9 protein-coding genes are annotated in these 13,767 nt (G+C 55.5%); 1 reads left to right on the top strand and 8 read right to left on the bottom strand.

Annotated elements, in window-relative coordinates:
- Positions 1-8: 8 nt before the first annotated feature.
- On the top strand, positions 9-3,212 hold the full coding sequence (locus ACWHYZ_RS11895; protein WP_447987458.1) for an efflux RND transporter permease subunit: 3,204 nt from the start codon (positions 9-11) through the stop codon (positions 3,210-3,212).
- Positions 3,213-3,490: 278 nt separating this feature from the next.
- Here the strand turns inward: ACWHYZ_RS11895 and ACWHYZ_RS11890 are convergent, their stop codons facing one another.
- The 8 genes from ACWHYZ_RS11890 to ACWHYZ_RS11855 all read right to left on the bottom strand — a co-directional run bounded on the left by ACWHYZ_RS11890 (position 3,491) and on the right by ACWHYZ_RS11855 (position 13,389).
- A complete protein-coding gene (locus tag ACWHYZ_RS11890) occupies positions 3,491-5,941 on the bottom strand; it encodes an efflux RND transporter periplasmic adaptor subunit (protein WP_447987457.1) in 2,451 nt (816 codons plus the stop codon).
- Between the two features lie 136 nt (positions 5,942-6,077).
- Positions 6,078-6,257: a hypothetical protein gene (locus tag ACWHYZ_RS11885; RefSeq protein ID WP_447987456.1), complete on the bottom strand. Its 180-nt coding sequence runs from the start codon at positions 6,255-6,257 to the stop codon at positions 6,078-6,080.
- 198 nt (positions 6,258-6,455) lie between these two features.
- The gene (locus ACWHYZ_RS11880; RefSeq protein WP_447987455.1) at positions 6,456-6,611 is read right to left on the bottom strand and encodes a hypothetical protein; all 156 of its coding nucleotides are present in this window, start codon (positions 6,609-6,611) and stop codon (positions 6,456-6,458) included.
- A gap of 83 nt (positions 6,612-6,694) precedes the next feature.
- Positions 6,695-6,886 carry a hypothetical protein gene (locus tag ACWHYZ_RS11875; protein WP_447987454.1) on the bottom strand — a complete coding sequence of 64 codons (192 nt, stop codon included), beginning with the start codon at positions 6,884-6,886 and terminating at the stop codon, positions 6,695-6,697.
- Positions 6,887-8,010: 1,124 nt separating this feature from the next.
- The gene (locus ACWHYZ_RS11870; RefSeq protein ID WP_447987453.1) at positions 8,011-8,856 is read right to left on the bottom strand and encodes a PAS domain-containing protein; all 846 of its coding nucleotides are present in this window, start codon (positions 8,854-8,856) and stop codon (positions 8,011-8,013) included.
- Between the two features lie 1,210 nt (positions 8,857-10,066).
- The gene (locus ACWHYZ_RS11865) at positions 10,067-10,426 is read right to left on the bottom strand and encodes a hypothetical protein (protein ID WP_447987452.1); all 360 of its coding nucleotides are present in this window, start codon (positions 10,424-10,426) and stop codon (positions 10,067-10,069) included.
- Between the two features lie 584 nt (positions 10,427-11,010).
- Entirely contained in the window at positions 11,011-11,520 is a 510-nt protein-coding gene (locus ACWHYZ_RS11860) for a hypothetical protein (protein WP_447987451.1), read from the bottom strand.
- Positions 11,521-12,930: 1,410 nt separating this feature from the next.
- Positions 12,931-13,389 carry a PRC-barrel domain-containing protein gene (locus ACWHYZ_RS11855; RefSeq protein WP_447987450.1) on the bottom strand — a complete coding sequence of 153 codons (459 nt, stop codon included), beginning with the start codon at positions 13,387-13,389 and terminating at the stop codon, positions 12,931-12,933.
- Positions 13,390-13,767 lie beyond the last annotated feature (378 nt).

Genomic DNA, 13,767 nt, shown 5'->3' with positions numbered 1-13,767 from the left:
GCGCGGCCGTGGACTTTTCCAAGTTCTTCATCGACCGGCCGATCTTCGCCGCTGTGCTGTCGATCGTGATTTTCGCGGCCGGCCTGATCGCGATCCCGATCCTCCCGATCAGCGAATATCCTGAGGTGGTGCCTCCGGCGGTAATCGTGCGGGCCACATATCCGGGCGCCAACCCCAAGGTCATCGCTGAAACCGTATCAACGCCGTTGGAGGAGCAAATCAGCGGCGTTGAAAACATGATGTACATGAAGTCGGTCGCGGGCTCCGACGGCGTCTTGCAGATGACGATCACGTTCCGTCCCGGCACTGATCCCGACTCCGCCCAGGTTCAGGTTCAGAACCGCGTGAGCCAGGCACTGTCACGCTTGCCTTCTGAGGTTGTCAGTCTGGGCGTGACCACGCAAAAGCAGTCGCCGACTTTCCTCGTGATGGTACAGCTGCTCTCGCCGGACGGAAAGTATGATGCGCTCTACCTGCGCAACTATGCCAACATCAAGGTCAAAGATGAACTGGCGCGCTTGCCCGGCGTCGGCCAGGTGCAGATCTTCGGCAGCGGCGACTATGCGATGCGTATCTGGCTTAACCCAGACCAGATTGCTTCGCGCGGGATGACTGCCAGCGACGTCGTCCGCGCGGTGCAGGAACAGAACATCCAGGTCTCGGCCGGCCAGCTCGGGGCAGAACCGATCGCCAAAGGTAGTGATTTCCTGATCTCGATCAATGCGCAGGGGCGCCTGCGTACGGCCGAAGAGTTCGGCAATGTCGTGCTGAAGACCGGCGTCAATGGTGAGGTCGTGCGCCTGGCCGATGTTGCGCGTATCGAACTCGGCGCCAGCGACTACACGTTACGAGGGCAGCTAGACAACAAGGACGCTCCGCCGATCGGCATCTTTCAGGCACCCGGCGCGAACGCGCTGAGCGTGCGCGATGCGGTGATCGCGAAGATGGACGAGTTGGCGACGCGTTTCCCGCCCGGTCTCACTTACCGTTCGGACTACGACACCACCGTCTTCGTGCGCGATTCAATTCATGCCGTCGTGCAAACACTGATGGAAGCGATCCTGCTTGTCGTGCTCGTCGTCATCTTGTTCCTGCAGACATGGCGCGCCTCGATCATTCCCCTGATTGCGGTCCCAGTGTCGGTGGTCGGGACCTTCGCCGCGCTATACCTGCTTGGTTTCTCAATCAACACGCTGACCCTGTTTGGCCTGGTACTCGCGATCGGCATCGTCGTGGACGACGCCATCGTGGTCGTCGAGAACGTCGAACGCAATATCGAAGAGGGCCGAACACCGATCGAGGCTGCCCACCAAGCCATGAAAGAAGTCTCGGGACCGATTGTGGCGATTGCGCTCGTGCTCTGCGCCGTATTCGTGCCGATGGCGTTCCTGACTGGTGTCACGGGCCAGTTCTACAAGCAGTTCGCGGTGACCATCGCGATCTCGACCGTGATCTCGGCGATCAATTCACTGACGCTGTCGCCGGCGCTCGCAGCCAAGTTGCTCAAGGGTCACGACACCCCAAAGGATGCCGTCTCGCGAGGGATTGAGCGTGCCTTCCGTTGGGTGTTCGTACCGTTCAACCGCTTCTTCAAGGCTAGTTCCAATACATATCAGGGGACTGTATCACGCAGCCTGAGGCACCGCGGCGCCGTGTTTACCGTCTACGCGCTGCTGCTGCTCGCAACCGGCCTGTTGTTCCAGGCAGTGCCGCGCGGGTTTATTCCGACTCAGGACAAGCTGTACCTGATGGCTGGCGTGAAACTGCCGGAAGGCGCATCGCTCGAACGCACCGATGCGGCGCTCCACAAGGTCGTTGAAATCAGCAAGGGCGTCGACGAGATCGCGCACGTCGTGGCAATGACGGGTCTGAATCCATTACAGTTCACGAACACGCCGAATTACGGCATTGCCTTCCTCATCTTAAAGCCGTTCAACGAGCGCCACCGCAGCGCGAAGGAAATCAGCGACGAGATGAATCAGAAGATCGCTGGCATCAAAGAAGCCATGACGTTCGTCCTGATGCCGCCGCCGATTCTCGGGCTCGGCAACGGCGCCGGCTACGCGTTGTTCGTCGAAGACCGAGCCGGCCTCGGCTTTGGCGCCCTCCAAAATGCTGTCGGTGCCCTCCAGGGCGCGGTCATGCAGACACCGGGCATGGGATTTCCGATCTCCGGCTATCAAGCCAACGTCCCACAGCTCGACGCCGAGGTGGACCGCGTCAAGACCAAGGCGCAGGGCATCGCCCTCACCGAGCTGTTCAGCACGCTCCAGGTGTATCTCGGTTCAGCCTATGTCAACGACTTCAACCTATTCGGCCGCACCTGGCGCGTGTACGCCCAGGCCGACGGCGACTTCCGCGGCAAGGTCGAAGACATCGCCAACCTGAAGACGCGCAACGACCGCGGCGAGATGGTGCCGATCGGTTCGATGGTGAAATTGAGCCAAACCTACGGCCCTGATCCGGTGTTGCGCTACAACGGCTACCCGGCCGCCGATTTCATGGGCGAGGCAGACCCGACCAAGTTGTCCTCGGCACAAGCCATGGAAAAACTTCGCCAGATCGCGGCAAAGGTCCTGCCCAATGGCATGACGATCGAATGGACGGACCTGAGCTTTCAGGAGGCTTCGCAGGGCAAGGCGGCACTGCTCGTGTTCCCGGTGGCAGTCCTATTGGCCTTTCTCGTCCTCGCCGCGCTGTACGAGTCCTGGACCTTACCGCTCGCGGTGATCCTCATCGTGCCGATGTGCATGCTCTGCGCGCTGGCCGGCGTCAAGCTCACCGGCGGCGACAACAACACCTTCGTGCAGGTCGGTCTGGTGGTACTGATGGGGCTCGCGTGCAAGAACGCGATCCTGATCGTCGAGTTCGCGCGGGAGCTGGAACTGCAAGGCAAGGAGGTCGTCGAAGCGGCCCTTGAAGCCTGCCGCCTGCGTTTACGCCCCATCGTGATGACGTCGGTCGCCTTCATCGCGGGGACAATTCCGCTCGTGCTCTCGCACGGCGCCGGCGCGGAAGTGCGCTCGGCCACCGGCATCACTGTGTTTGCCGGCATGGTGGGCGTGACTCTATTTGGCCTCTTTCTCACGCCGGTCTTCTATGTCGGCCTGCGCACGCTGTCGGGACGCAAGTTGGTCAGCCGCGGCGAAACAATAGAGCACGGTGCCCTGGAGAGCACGTATAGCCAAGCCGATGCTGCGCCGCCGGCATGAATCGAAAAGTTTGCGGCCCTATCGACGCCAATTAAAGTGGAGGGAGCTTGAGCTGCAGATCCGGCCTCAGGACTTTACCGTTCGTATTGAGCAGATCTGCCCAGGACGGCGATCAATGGGCTATGTTCCGCAAGGTGCATGCTTGACAGACATAAATGGGGAGGGCAGTGTTCGCGACTGCCATTACATCAATTCATTGCCAGCGTTGGGAGGTGGACCGGATTTATTTTGATTCGCTCGCTGTTTTCTTTACCTCGGACCATTGGAAATGACACTCCTTACCACCAAGACCAGAATTCGACTCTGATATATCGGACAATCCGCCGTGTCAGGAGCTCGAGAATCGAGCGTTTGCCACAGTAAATCTTGGCGTTGCCGGTCATCTCGGACCGTAGCAGCATGGACCGGTTCTCGATGAGCGTTCGTACTCGGAGGATTTTAGAGTCCGGGAGATCTTGCCGGTCGCTCGCCGCGGGGGCGATTGCCGTGACCGTCCCTGAAAATGTTTCACTGGGATATCCGCGAGCTTTGAGGCGCACGGCTTCTCCAACGGCGAGATCGGCAATCTCTTGTTCGGGCATCGCGATTTCCGCTTCAATCATTCTGAGATCGTGGACCTCGGCGATGAGATCCCCCTTGCTGATCAATTGGCCAACTTTTTCCTTGATGCGAGGAGTCGTGATCACGCCCGGATGCGGAGCGATGACACGGAGCAGTCCTAGCTGCTCTTCTAAATGATCCCGTCGAGCCTCTAACCGCGCGATCTCCGCCCTCGTGGCGTCGATATCCTCTTGCCGACTGCCGGCCAACACAAGGGTGAGCTTGGCTTGTGCCTCATGCGAATCCTTCTCCGTGGTCGCCAAGTCCTTCACGAATTCCGAGAGTGTATCGGCCTGGACTTGTCGAAGCGTGGCCTCTGCTTCTTCTAATTCCTTCTCACGAACCGTCCGCTGTTCCTCGACATCGTCACTGTCTCGCTTCGAGATGAAGCCTTGCCCAAACAAGGCCTTCACCCGCTCGAAATTATGCTCCGCGAACTTCAGACGCTCCCGACTCTTCTCCACGGTGGCCGTCGCACGAGCTAACCGCTCCGTGCGAAACTGTGAGGATTCGTCATAGCGCTTATGGGCCTGCTCCTGCCGCGTTTTTGCCGCGGCCACCGCTTTCCGTGCCACCTCGATTTCTTCGGGCCGTGCTCCGACCCGGAGCAACCTCAATCGAGCCTGTTTCTCATCGAGCTGGGCATTGACCTCCTTCAGCTCGGACCGATAGTCGCGGTCCGCGAGACGCGCAATGACTGTACGGGTCTCGACGAAATCCCCCTCATTCACAAAGACCTCTTCAAGGATACCGGGGACCTCTGCCCGGACATCGGCATTTTCAATGGGGAGCACCCTAAACTCTCCGGACACGGTCAGCTCGAGCCGGCCCAAGACGAGAAACGCGAACGTTACGACGACGAGCAACATCACTTTCACCGGCCGCTTAGAAGTCCCCAAACGTCCGATGGCGGTTGGGACAGTCTTAAGCCACACTAACCCGCTTCTCCATGCGCGCCACAATGGATGTCGGAAGACGGCCGTGACGAGGGTGACGAAGAGCAAGAACCCGAATCCTTGATACCGTTGCACTAAACTGCCTCCTAGCCACCAGGCTAGAGAGCCGAGCAGCCAGGCGGAAAAGAGTGCGGCCAAGATGCTGTAGATCAGATAGATCTTCCGTTCACGGGGTGTCGCGTCTTGAATCTCCGACGCCGCCCAGGGGCGGCGAAACATGGCATGCGCGAGCGTGGCGCGCAGATGGCGGAACGCTCTGCTTCGGAGGTTCGGGACATCGAGCAAGTCGCTGAGGAAGTAGTAGCCGTCCAACTTAAGGAGGGGGATCATGTCGAAGAGACTTTGGAGTCCTGAGGTAGCCATGATGATCAGTGCGGTCGTATGCGGCCAGGTGCCTGCGACGGTCACACGCCAGACGACCGTGCAGAGCGCCCACAGCGTGAGTTCGAAATAGACACCGGCGACACTCACCCATAATCGCTTCCATTTCTCGGGAAACAGCCAGGCATCGCTGACATTGCAGTAGAAGGCAGGCTGGAAAAAGAGCAGCATAAACCCCAGTTCATGGACTTCGCCACCGAACCGTTTGCAGGTGAGGCCGTGTGCGAATTCGTGCAACGTGGTGGCGACAAAAATAGTGACCCAAAAGAAGAACAGGCTTTCGACGCGATAAAGACTCCTGAGGTCACGCGCAATCTCCCCGCCGTTTACGATGCTGAGGCCCACCGCGAATAGCATAAGGCCGGCGGAGCACATCACGAAGGCGGGGGTGAAGCAGAACCACACCTTGTGAACGAGCCAATTCAACAAGCGATCCGGGTCATAGGCCTTCCATCGCAAGGCAAAGATATCGCCTCGCACAGAGGTATTCCGCGGCATAGCGCCTTGGCAGTCCGGCGACTCGAGGAGACCGAGCCGATGAAGGTGATCGAGGAAGGGCCTCAAGGAGTCTGTCGAGACAGCCATGCTGAGCTGCGTTTCGGCGCGTCCCGCAACCATTTCAAGCGAGGTGCGTCCGTCGAATTGGCGAGCAATGAAATGTTCCGCCTCACGGAACTTGAAGAACCGGTCATTACGCGGATCTTTGACGATAAAGAGACGTCCTTCGGGCGTGGCCTGCTCGCTGAAACGCAGATCGTGACGGAGTTGTGGTAGGGCCGTGGAAAGATCCATATGCCGCTGGCTCAACTGGACAACTGAATACCCCGCCGGAAACCTCATTTCGATTGTTATTGTCCGGGGCGTTTGTCTCGGTCTGATTGAACATTGGCGTATGGGGCGCCGTCACGCCGACGCCCCACAACTGCACTTACTTGTTCTGGCCGGGAGGCGCGCTGCCGGACGGGTTCACATTCGTCTGGTCGATCCCATTCCCATTGGCTGCGCCGCCGCCTTGGGGCTCGTTCCCGCCCCCATTTGTCAACTCGGTCGTAATCTTCGGCGCGATCCGCTCTTCCAGCTCTTCGATTTTCAAGTTGAGAGCACCCATGAGAACCTCCTTGCCGCTGCGAATGAAAACCAACTGTCTCATTGAGAGTTTTCGAATTCCTGCATGGGTCGCTTCATATCCACATCTTCATCACCTCCCTCGCACTTCCCGTTATTGTTCATCGTGGTGGTCCTCACCTGCACCAAAGAAACGTTTGTGTGAGTCAGGGGCGCCGGTACGCGCCCCCCACAACTGCGCTTATTTGTTCTGGCCGGGAGGCTGATGGCCAGCCGGGTTCTCGGCGGGGATCCCGTTGGCATTGCCGTTCGGGGTGTTGCCGCCCCCGTTGACTTGGACGATAGCCGGCGCGATCCGCTCTTCCAGTTCTTCTACTTGTAGCTTGAGGGTATCCATCTGAACCTCCGTACGTCGACGATTGGGCGTGAACGTTCGCCTAATGTCCGGGGCGTCGGTACGCCGACGCCCCACACGTGCGCCTACTTGTTCTGGCCGGGAGGCGCGCTGCCGGACGGATTCACATTCGTCGTCGTCTCATCGATCCCTTGCCCATTGCTTGCCCCGTGGCCTTGGGGCTCGTTGCCGCCGCCATTTGTTAGCGTCGTTACCGGAGTGATAGCCGGCGCGATCCGCTCTTCCAGCTCTTCAACTTGTAGCTTTAGGATATCCATCAAAACCTCCTTATCGGATCAGACGTTCAGAATTGGAGCAGTCCTGTCATGGAGCTACCGTAGCAATGGTTCGGGGCTTGGGTCCTTAGCACCGTTGGAAGCTTCGGTTCCATGGTCGTGAGTGTTGCTCGTGCCAGCCCTCCCCGTGGCGTCCAAGGGGGATCCGCTCCGGTCCTCCGGCTCGTCGATCTTCAAGTGATATTGAGCTCTTCATCAGGAAAGCTCAGAAAACAGGTATGACCACTGACACTGTTGCTACGTCCACACGGTGTTCACCTCCTTCCGGCGTCTATCCTTCCATTACCCTTAGGCAACGATCCGCACCTTTCTAGAATGCTGCGTTTTTAGCTTCGCCGCCACACCAGGGAAAGTGGTGCTGTGATGCCTTTTCTGTAAGACCAGTAACGTCAAATAACTAGCTAGGGGCCGCTTGTCTCTCGCCGTCTTGGCGGCCTTGCCATAAAGTTGGCTCTTTCTTGTATCCGTTTAAAACTGTGGCAGAATTCAAGTGGCAAATGAATGATACGGAGAATATGGAGCCTGCTTTACTAATACTTGTATTTCTGAAAGGTGCGAGGTGTAGGACACCGCCGGTAGACCGAGGCCGTGCAGATCAAGAGACAGAGGTTCTTAAAAGACAGAAGAAGGATGTGGGAAGAGTGGAGAGCTGAACACTATTCAATCGCTTTACAAGTCTCGTTGGCTAGGCCCAAATGGCATTATGCGACGTCTACTGCTATAAACTACTTAAATAATATGCGATATTGGCGCAACTCTTACTATACACTCAAGTTGCTTCTCTCGGTGGGAGCCGCTCTCGCACGCCATCATATTTGATCTCAACTGAGTCATGGTGAAGGAGTGTGCAGTCCAAGTGGAAGCTTCGGAACCTCCACAATCGTGGATGGACTAGGAGGCGATGTCACAGAGTGCCGGCATTGTGCCCAAGACGCAAAGACCAACGCAGTCCTTTCGGCGACCTCGCATTTAACGACGTTAAACTAAATTAACAAGTGACTGAAAACCGACAAGGCGGACAGAACAAAGACATGGGCGCGTCGCGGGACGTGAACGGCTGGCGCATGTGCGATGCCGATTGGTTAACTTTTACATAACTATTCATGCTAGTCAGCGCGCCCTTTCCGAAAAACGATCACCACACCAATAATGGATTTGTTGGCGTCCAAAATCGGTGCGGCGCTGTCAGCAATGGCATGTTCCGTACCATCGCGGGCTATTAAGACAGTGTGGTTCGCTAAACCAACGATCCCTCCAGTGGAAACAGCTTTGTAGAATGGACTCGTCACGGGCCGACGAGTCTCTTCATTCACGATCACGAAGACTTTGTCGAGCGGTTGGCCTTGTGCCGCGTCTTGCGTCCATCCAGTTAACGACTGAGCGACCGGATTGATGAGCTTCACGTCTCCGGCGGCATCCGTGGCGATCACTGCATCTCCTATGCTCTGCAGGGTAGTAAGCAGCCATTGTTGACTTTGCCGTAGTGCGTCCTCTGCAGCCTTGCGTTCAGTAAGGTCCCTTGTGATTTTGACATACCCGCGGAGTTCACCGTCCTGGTATACAGGCGTTAGAACCACATTCGCCCAAAATGGCGGTCCTATTTTGCGAACACGCCAGCCCTCCTCTTCAAACCGGCCGTCGAGTCTCGCTCGTTCAAGTTCGTGGTCTGGCTTACCGGCTTCAATCGCATCATTCGGAAAGAACATTGAATAGTGCCTGCCAATCACCTCGGACTCCGTATATCGCTTCAACCGTTGAGCGCCTGGATTCCAAGTCGCAATACGACCGTCTGGGGTAAGCATGTAAATGGCATAGTCAGTTACAGCGTCCACCATCAGTCGAAACTGGTCGTTGGTAATAGCCATTTTAGGATTTCTTGACGCCTTTCTTGTCCCGCTTTCTGATTGTTTTGCCGCGGTTGGCTTTTTCTTTTTACCTTCCCGATGCGCCATGCGTAACCTCTCTGGCTGTCATAACTCTAAGGAAGCATTAATACCGCCAGGGGAGCATAACAATTCATGCTTGGCAAGGATAGTAGGCACTTCTTTGCACCGCCTGTTTTTTGATCACTCGATAAACTCCCGCTTTTTCACCAACTATCCCCCTGGCATATGAAACGGTTCGAATGGTCGGGCTCCAAGAAAGGGCGGCAGGAGTCTGATTTGCATTAGATCCATTCACACCTCCTTCGCAATTACACTGGCACAGTGTTGGTCAATTGCCAATCCAACATACTCCCGTATGGCTTTTAAGATAAGATCATCCAGTAGATAGACAAATGTTCAAACGAGTGAGAACAGGATAGCGACGACATAGCAGAGTAGTGTCCATAGACCTCGGCTGAGATTCTTATCCCGCCATTCAAAAAGAACACTCATTTCTCGATATAGAGGATAGGATGAACCCGATTCCGCTAGGTATGTTCGGCTATTCTCGTACAGAGGCGTCCGGCGGTGCTCGTGGTGGACCACGATCTTGGCTTTTAACCGACTAGCTTCCGCCCTAATACAAAAACTGCTAATGTTTCCATCGAGACTTTGGGAATCATTGCGCACGGTGAATTGCCTACGATGAGCCAGGAGTTTAGATTTGTATACGTGAGCCCGGGCGAACGGATTAGCCTTGTTCAGGATCAGAAGCCAATTCAGGGATGACGCTTCATAGAACACAGCACGAGCGGCCGTTTCTCCGGGCTCTTTATGAGCGTGTTCAGCCGGCCCGAAGTGTCTGAGCGAGCCGCCAACAGTCGCGAAGCGCACTGACAATCCGCATGAGAAGGTGGTGTTTAACAAGGGAGGCAACGATGACTTCGGCTCGTATCTGCTTCAGTATCCTAATGATGACTCTGATCCTTGCATCGTGTAGCGAGATGACTTCCACTAGAATGACGGAGAGCCATCCTCCGCAAACACAGGAGCGGCCGGAGGAGGCATCGGTTCTGGCTCCCGCTGCACGGGACGTAGACAGCAAAGGTGGGTTGACTCAGCAACACTAGTCGCGCTCTGTTCTGACGACGGTGAAGGTTAGCTCAGCCTAGACATCCGGCCTCTGCTAATTCAGCGTACACGCAGGCATGGCCGTCATCGCCGACTGAACTCGGACGCACAGTAAGTCACGAAAGATCCATCGGATCCGAGTATATCTCGCCCTGTTGTGCTGCGCCTACTTCTGCAACTGAAGCCCCTCTGCAGCCCACTTCCGTTGCAAATCAGCGAGAACGACAGCATCTTTCTTCTTGATTCGATCCAAAATCGCCGCTTGCTTCTGTGGCGGCAGCTTCCGAGTGTATTGTTCCCACCGTTGCCTGCTTGCCAACAGCTTCTCTTGAGCCTGCCTGACATCCAATTGCCGCATTATCTGAAGATGCAGGATTTCGTGTTTCTCCTTTAGGATCTGAACGCCCTCTTCAACGAGACGATCGAGCGGTTCAGCTTTGATCTCTCCCCAACAGCAAAGCGCCGCAGTTAGTACCATCCCTACAATTGGCTTTGCATACCATAAGAACACTCTGCGCCGATGCATCGCCGCCCTCCTCCATGGCCGTGCTGCGACACCAGAATTCAACTTGTGCTTAACAGAATCATCGCGATCAGTCGAATGAATGAATCACCTCGCTTAGCGGTATCGTATCGTGGACTAATCACTCGCGCAATATTCCGGCACGATAAAGCAAACGACCACCGAGCGGCTTCCTTGGGAGCCCGGGTCCACAGCTTCTGATGATACAACTATTGAGTTAGGTATTGCGGATACGGGGCATTTGAGATTACAGAAAACAATATGGGAAGGCTGTGCAGCTGCGATGCGACCAAACGGACCGCAGAGATCGAGCGAAGAGCAGATAACACCACGAAAGGCTCCTTCATCAACCTGGAAACCCCCATAGCGCGCCTCCCTGTCAACGTGTCGTAACCAGACTAATACTTGAAGAGAAGTTCTAGCTGGCCGAAAGGGTGTGAATAAATGGCGAGATGAACCGGACGCGTGGCTGCTATGCTAAATCACTTCAGTGAATGGCCAGTGAAATAGGCCCTTTGCGTAGGAAGCGATTCAGGAATGTCGGACGGTATAATCTCGGCGTCGCCAAGCCTCTCCCATTCCACCATTTAGTGTCTGGGGTATTTGTGAATGATTTGTCGGTCGGAACAATACACATCCTGACGGAGGGAACTATAGCCTGACGCTAAGAATGGAAAGTCTGAGATCGAAAAGGTTTGCGTGCGCCAAATTTCTACGCACCGGGCGATGATCATCGGCAGGCTCCGTATCTTACCCTCCGCCGGGACCTTATCTATCCCGCGAAAGTCGCCGGTCACGATCAACTTGTTCTGCCAATCCAACGCCTGCTTATCAAGGTGACCGTGAAAACGAATGGCATATAGCAGCCCAGTGAGTGTTGTATCTAATGGCCCGGCACCGAGGTCCTCTCGTAATGGCAACTGACGCACAATAAGGAGGATCTCGTTGCCATCGTGTGCTTCAATGAGCATCCCTCCCAGAAGGACTTCCTGGCCCTTTTTTAGTGAGCCCAGTTCCGCAACAGTCATTGTGACTTGGAGCCGGAGGGACTTCGGGGACACCGCCCATTCAGGGAACACGGGTCGGCAGCAGCTCATCAGCATTCCACTGAATAGTACGCCTGCGATATACCGCCTCAGCCCTTTTATCATGACCCGGTACCAACTGCAGCCGTACAGAGGCTACAGATGCCCAGAAAGACAACCATGGCGGTGACTTGTCGGATTAGAGTCAAATAAGTCAGCTTAATCGTGACAACATAAAAAACTCCCGCCAGACCAAGAGCCAACGGCACGGTAGCCGCTACAACCAGGCGCCTCCCCATCTGGAGAAAGTGAATGCTGTCTTGGCCGTTCTCGGTACTTCGCTGACACAAGATCATGCGGCGTGTCTGTTTCCGTAGCCGCTGTTTCCGTAGCCCGGGAGTAACTTCTATTACGCCCAAATGTTGTATGACAAAACCCGAAACCATTTGATGTTGATCGGTAGTCCTCAGACCTCTCCCATTCTCCTATTGGAACATAGCAATGGCGTGTGGCGCTTCTTCGATCGGCACTAATCGATGGCGTGACCATGAAGACCCTAACAAAGTGATGGCCCGACTGCCGTAGCCTTCGATATCCTTCCTCCTGGATTAAGCCGATCCGTGAGGAGCGCCTGGCAATAGCACCTTAGTCGTACGACAATCCATCAGTGTCCGTAGTCCCATGGCCGGGAATCTTCGACTGGAAGAGGGGCATCCTTTCTCCATCTGGCATAGGCTTTGACCAGCGGTAACGCCTAGCGAATTACCTGTCTCTCTTCTTACCAATGGAACGCGTAGAGCGTCCGACGCACAGATTCGCGGCAAAGCAGGCATTGGCTATCCGCTCTCCGTCTTAATCATTAAGTTGTGACGCCGAATTGCGGATAAAGAAAGCCTAGTCGGCCAATGCAGCGCTCACGGAGATCAAATATAGAGGGGGATTGATGGAGCAAAGAGTGATCCTGCCCGTCATGACGCTGTGGATGACCCCCGCTGTGAAGGAGCTGGTCGGCCTCAAGTTGTGAGGAAATGGAGTGTCGAAAGCTTGAGATCTGTGAGGAAGAGAAGGCCATCACGCAACAAATACTCAGTGATCGAAAGGTTCAACGCGACAGCACAGGGGGAGCGGCCTGTTAAAATTATGAGCGCAGTATGAATAAAGCGCCCACCAAAGCGCATCAGGGAAAACTTTGTAAAGCGCTTCTCAGTAAAGACTAGAACCCGCTGAAGCGCTGAGATCAATGGGAAGGACTTCGGACGCGAGCACTGCCGAGCCTTTGGGGGTACGTTCGTCCTTTGAAATCTTCACGTCAAGATGGCGACGCACACCGGCAACGCAGTCGGCATAATCGCATTTTTCTTCGGCTCACGCCCGATGCCCACTGAATGCGAAGGCATCGATGTAGCTCTACCCATATACCATTCCGAAGCCGCAGTAGAATGAAGCGGTGAACTCTCCAACGCGAGCCAACGGCATAAGTTCTTAGTGCGTCTTGGAGCCCTTCAGAGAGCCGGCGCCTTCATCCGTCATCGGAACGCCATAGAATTCATAAATCACAATAGCCTGGTCCTGACTGCTCAGATCCGGCCAGTGCTTTTTATCGAAGCCAGGCGCCTGCTTGAGATCCTTTTTCGTGACGTCAAGGATCACTTTTTTCCCATCAGGGCTGAACTGGAGTGCCTCCCATGGAACCGCAAAGTATTTATCGCCAACCCCTAAAAAGCCGCCGTAATCTAAGACGGCATAATCGATGTCTCCGTCCGTTGGGTCGACCACCAAGTCCTTAATGTCCCCGAGTTTTTTACCGTCCGCGCCCTCCACCTTCATTCCGATTAAGTCACTTCCCTTCAACACCCCGCTCTTATCCCGAGCATGGGTCGTATCGAATGTGCTGACCACCAATAGCAGACTAACTGCAGCCATCATCAAAGCTTGTCGCATAGTGCCTCCTTGAATCTTCAACGCCCTAGTTATTATTGATAACAGACGACCAAAACGGTCGCTGTCATAATCTGGGCAAATGGACTGTCGGTTCTTCGGAGGGACAGACGGAGGTATAACTACACGATGGGGAAATAAAAAAGAGGCGGTGTATCCTCGGCAGTGACGAAATCCAAGCAGCCGAGAAACACGACTGCGCAACGGAGGAGGACACCGCCAGGGGGAGCACAGGATAGCAAATACAAAGGCGTCAAGCGCCACATGGGAGAACATGAAAGCATAGGGTCGGGCTCATGTCCAAGAGTTTGTCGAGCACGTGCTAGAAGAGGAAATCACCGGTGTTTTTGAGACGGCAAAACTCCCCGCGACGGGGTCAGG

It is taken from the genome of Nitrospira sp. Nam74 (genome assembly GCF_965152615.1).
Note: the sequence above shows the minus strand (reverse complement) of the source record. Positions and strands in the feature narration are given on the sequence as shown.

Coding starts and splice junctions, on each gene's coding strand:
- ACWHYZ_RS11890 (WP_447987457.1), bottom strand. CDS start 5,941: ATGGATCTTTCCACGGCCCTACCACAACTCCGTCACGATCTGCGTTTC.
- ACWHYZ_RS11885 (WP_447987456.1), bottom strand. CDS start 6,257: ATGGGTGCTCTCAACTTGAAAATCGAAGAGCTGGAAGAGCGGATCGCG.
- ACWHYZ_RS11880 (WP_447987455.1), bottom strand. CDS start 6,611: ATGGATACCCTCAAGCTACAAGTAGAAGAACTGGAAGAGCGGATCGCG.
- ACWHYZ_RS11875 (WP_447987454.1), bottom strand. CDS start 6,886: ATGGATATCCTAAAGCTACAAGTTGAAGAGCTGGAAGAGCGGATCGCG.
- ACWHYZ_RS11870 (WP_447987453.1), bottom strand. CDS start 8,856: ATGGCGCATCGGGAAGGTAAAAAGAAAAAGCCAACCGCGGCAAAACAA.
- ACWHYZ_RS11865 (WP_447987452.1), bottom strand. CDS start 10,426: ATGCATCGGCGCAGAGTGTTCTTATGGTATGCAAAGCCAATTGTAGGG.
- ACWHYZ_RS11860 (WP_447987451.1), bottom strand. CDS start 11,520: ATGAGCTGCTGCCGACCCGTGTTCCCTGAATGGGCGGTGTCCCCGAAG.
- ACWHYZ_RS11855 (WP_447987450.1), bottom strand. CDS start 13,389: ATGCGACAAGCTTTGATGATGGCTGCAGTTAGTCTGCTATTGGTGGTC.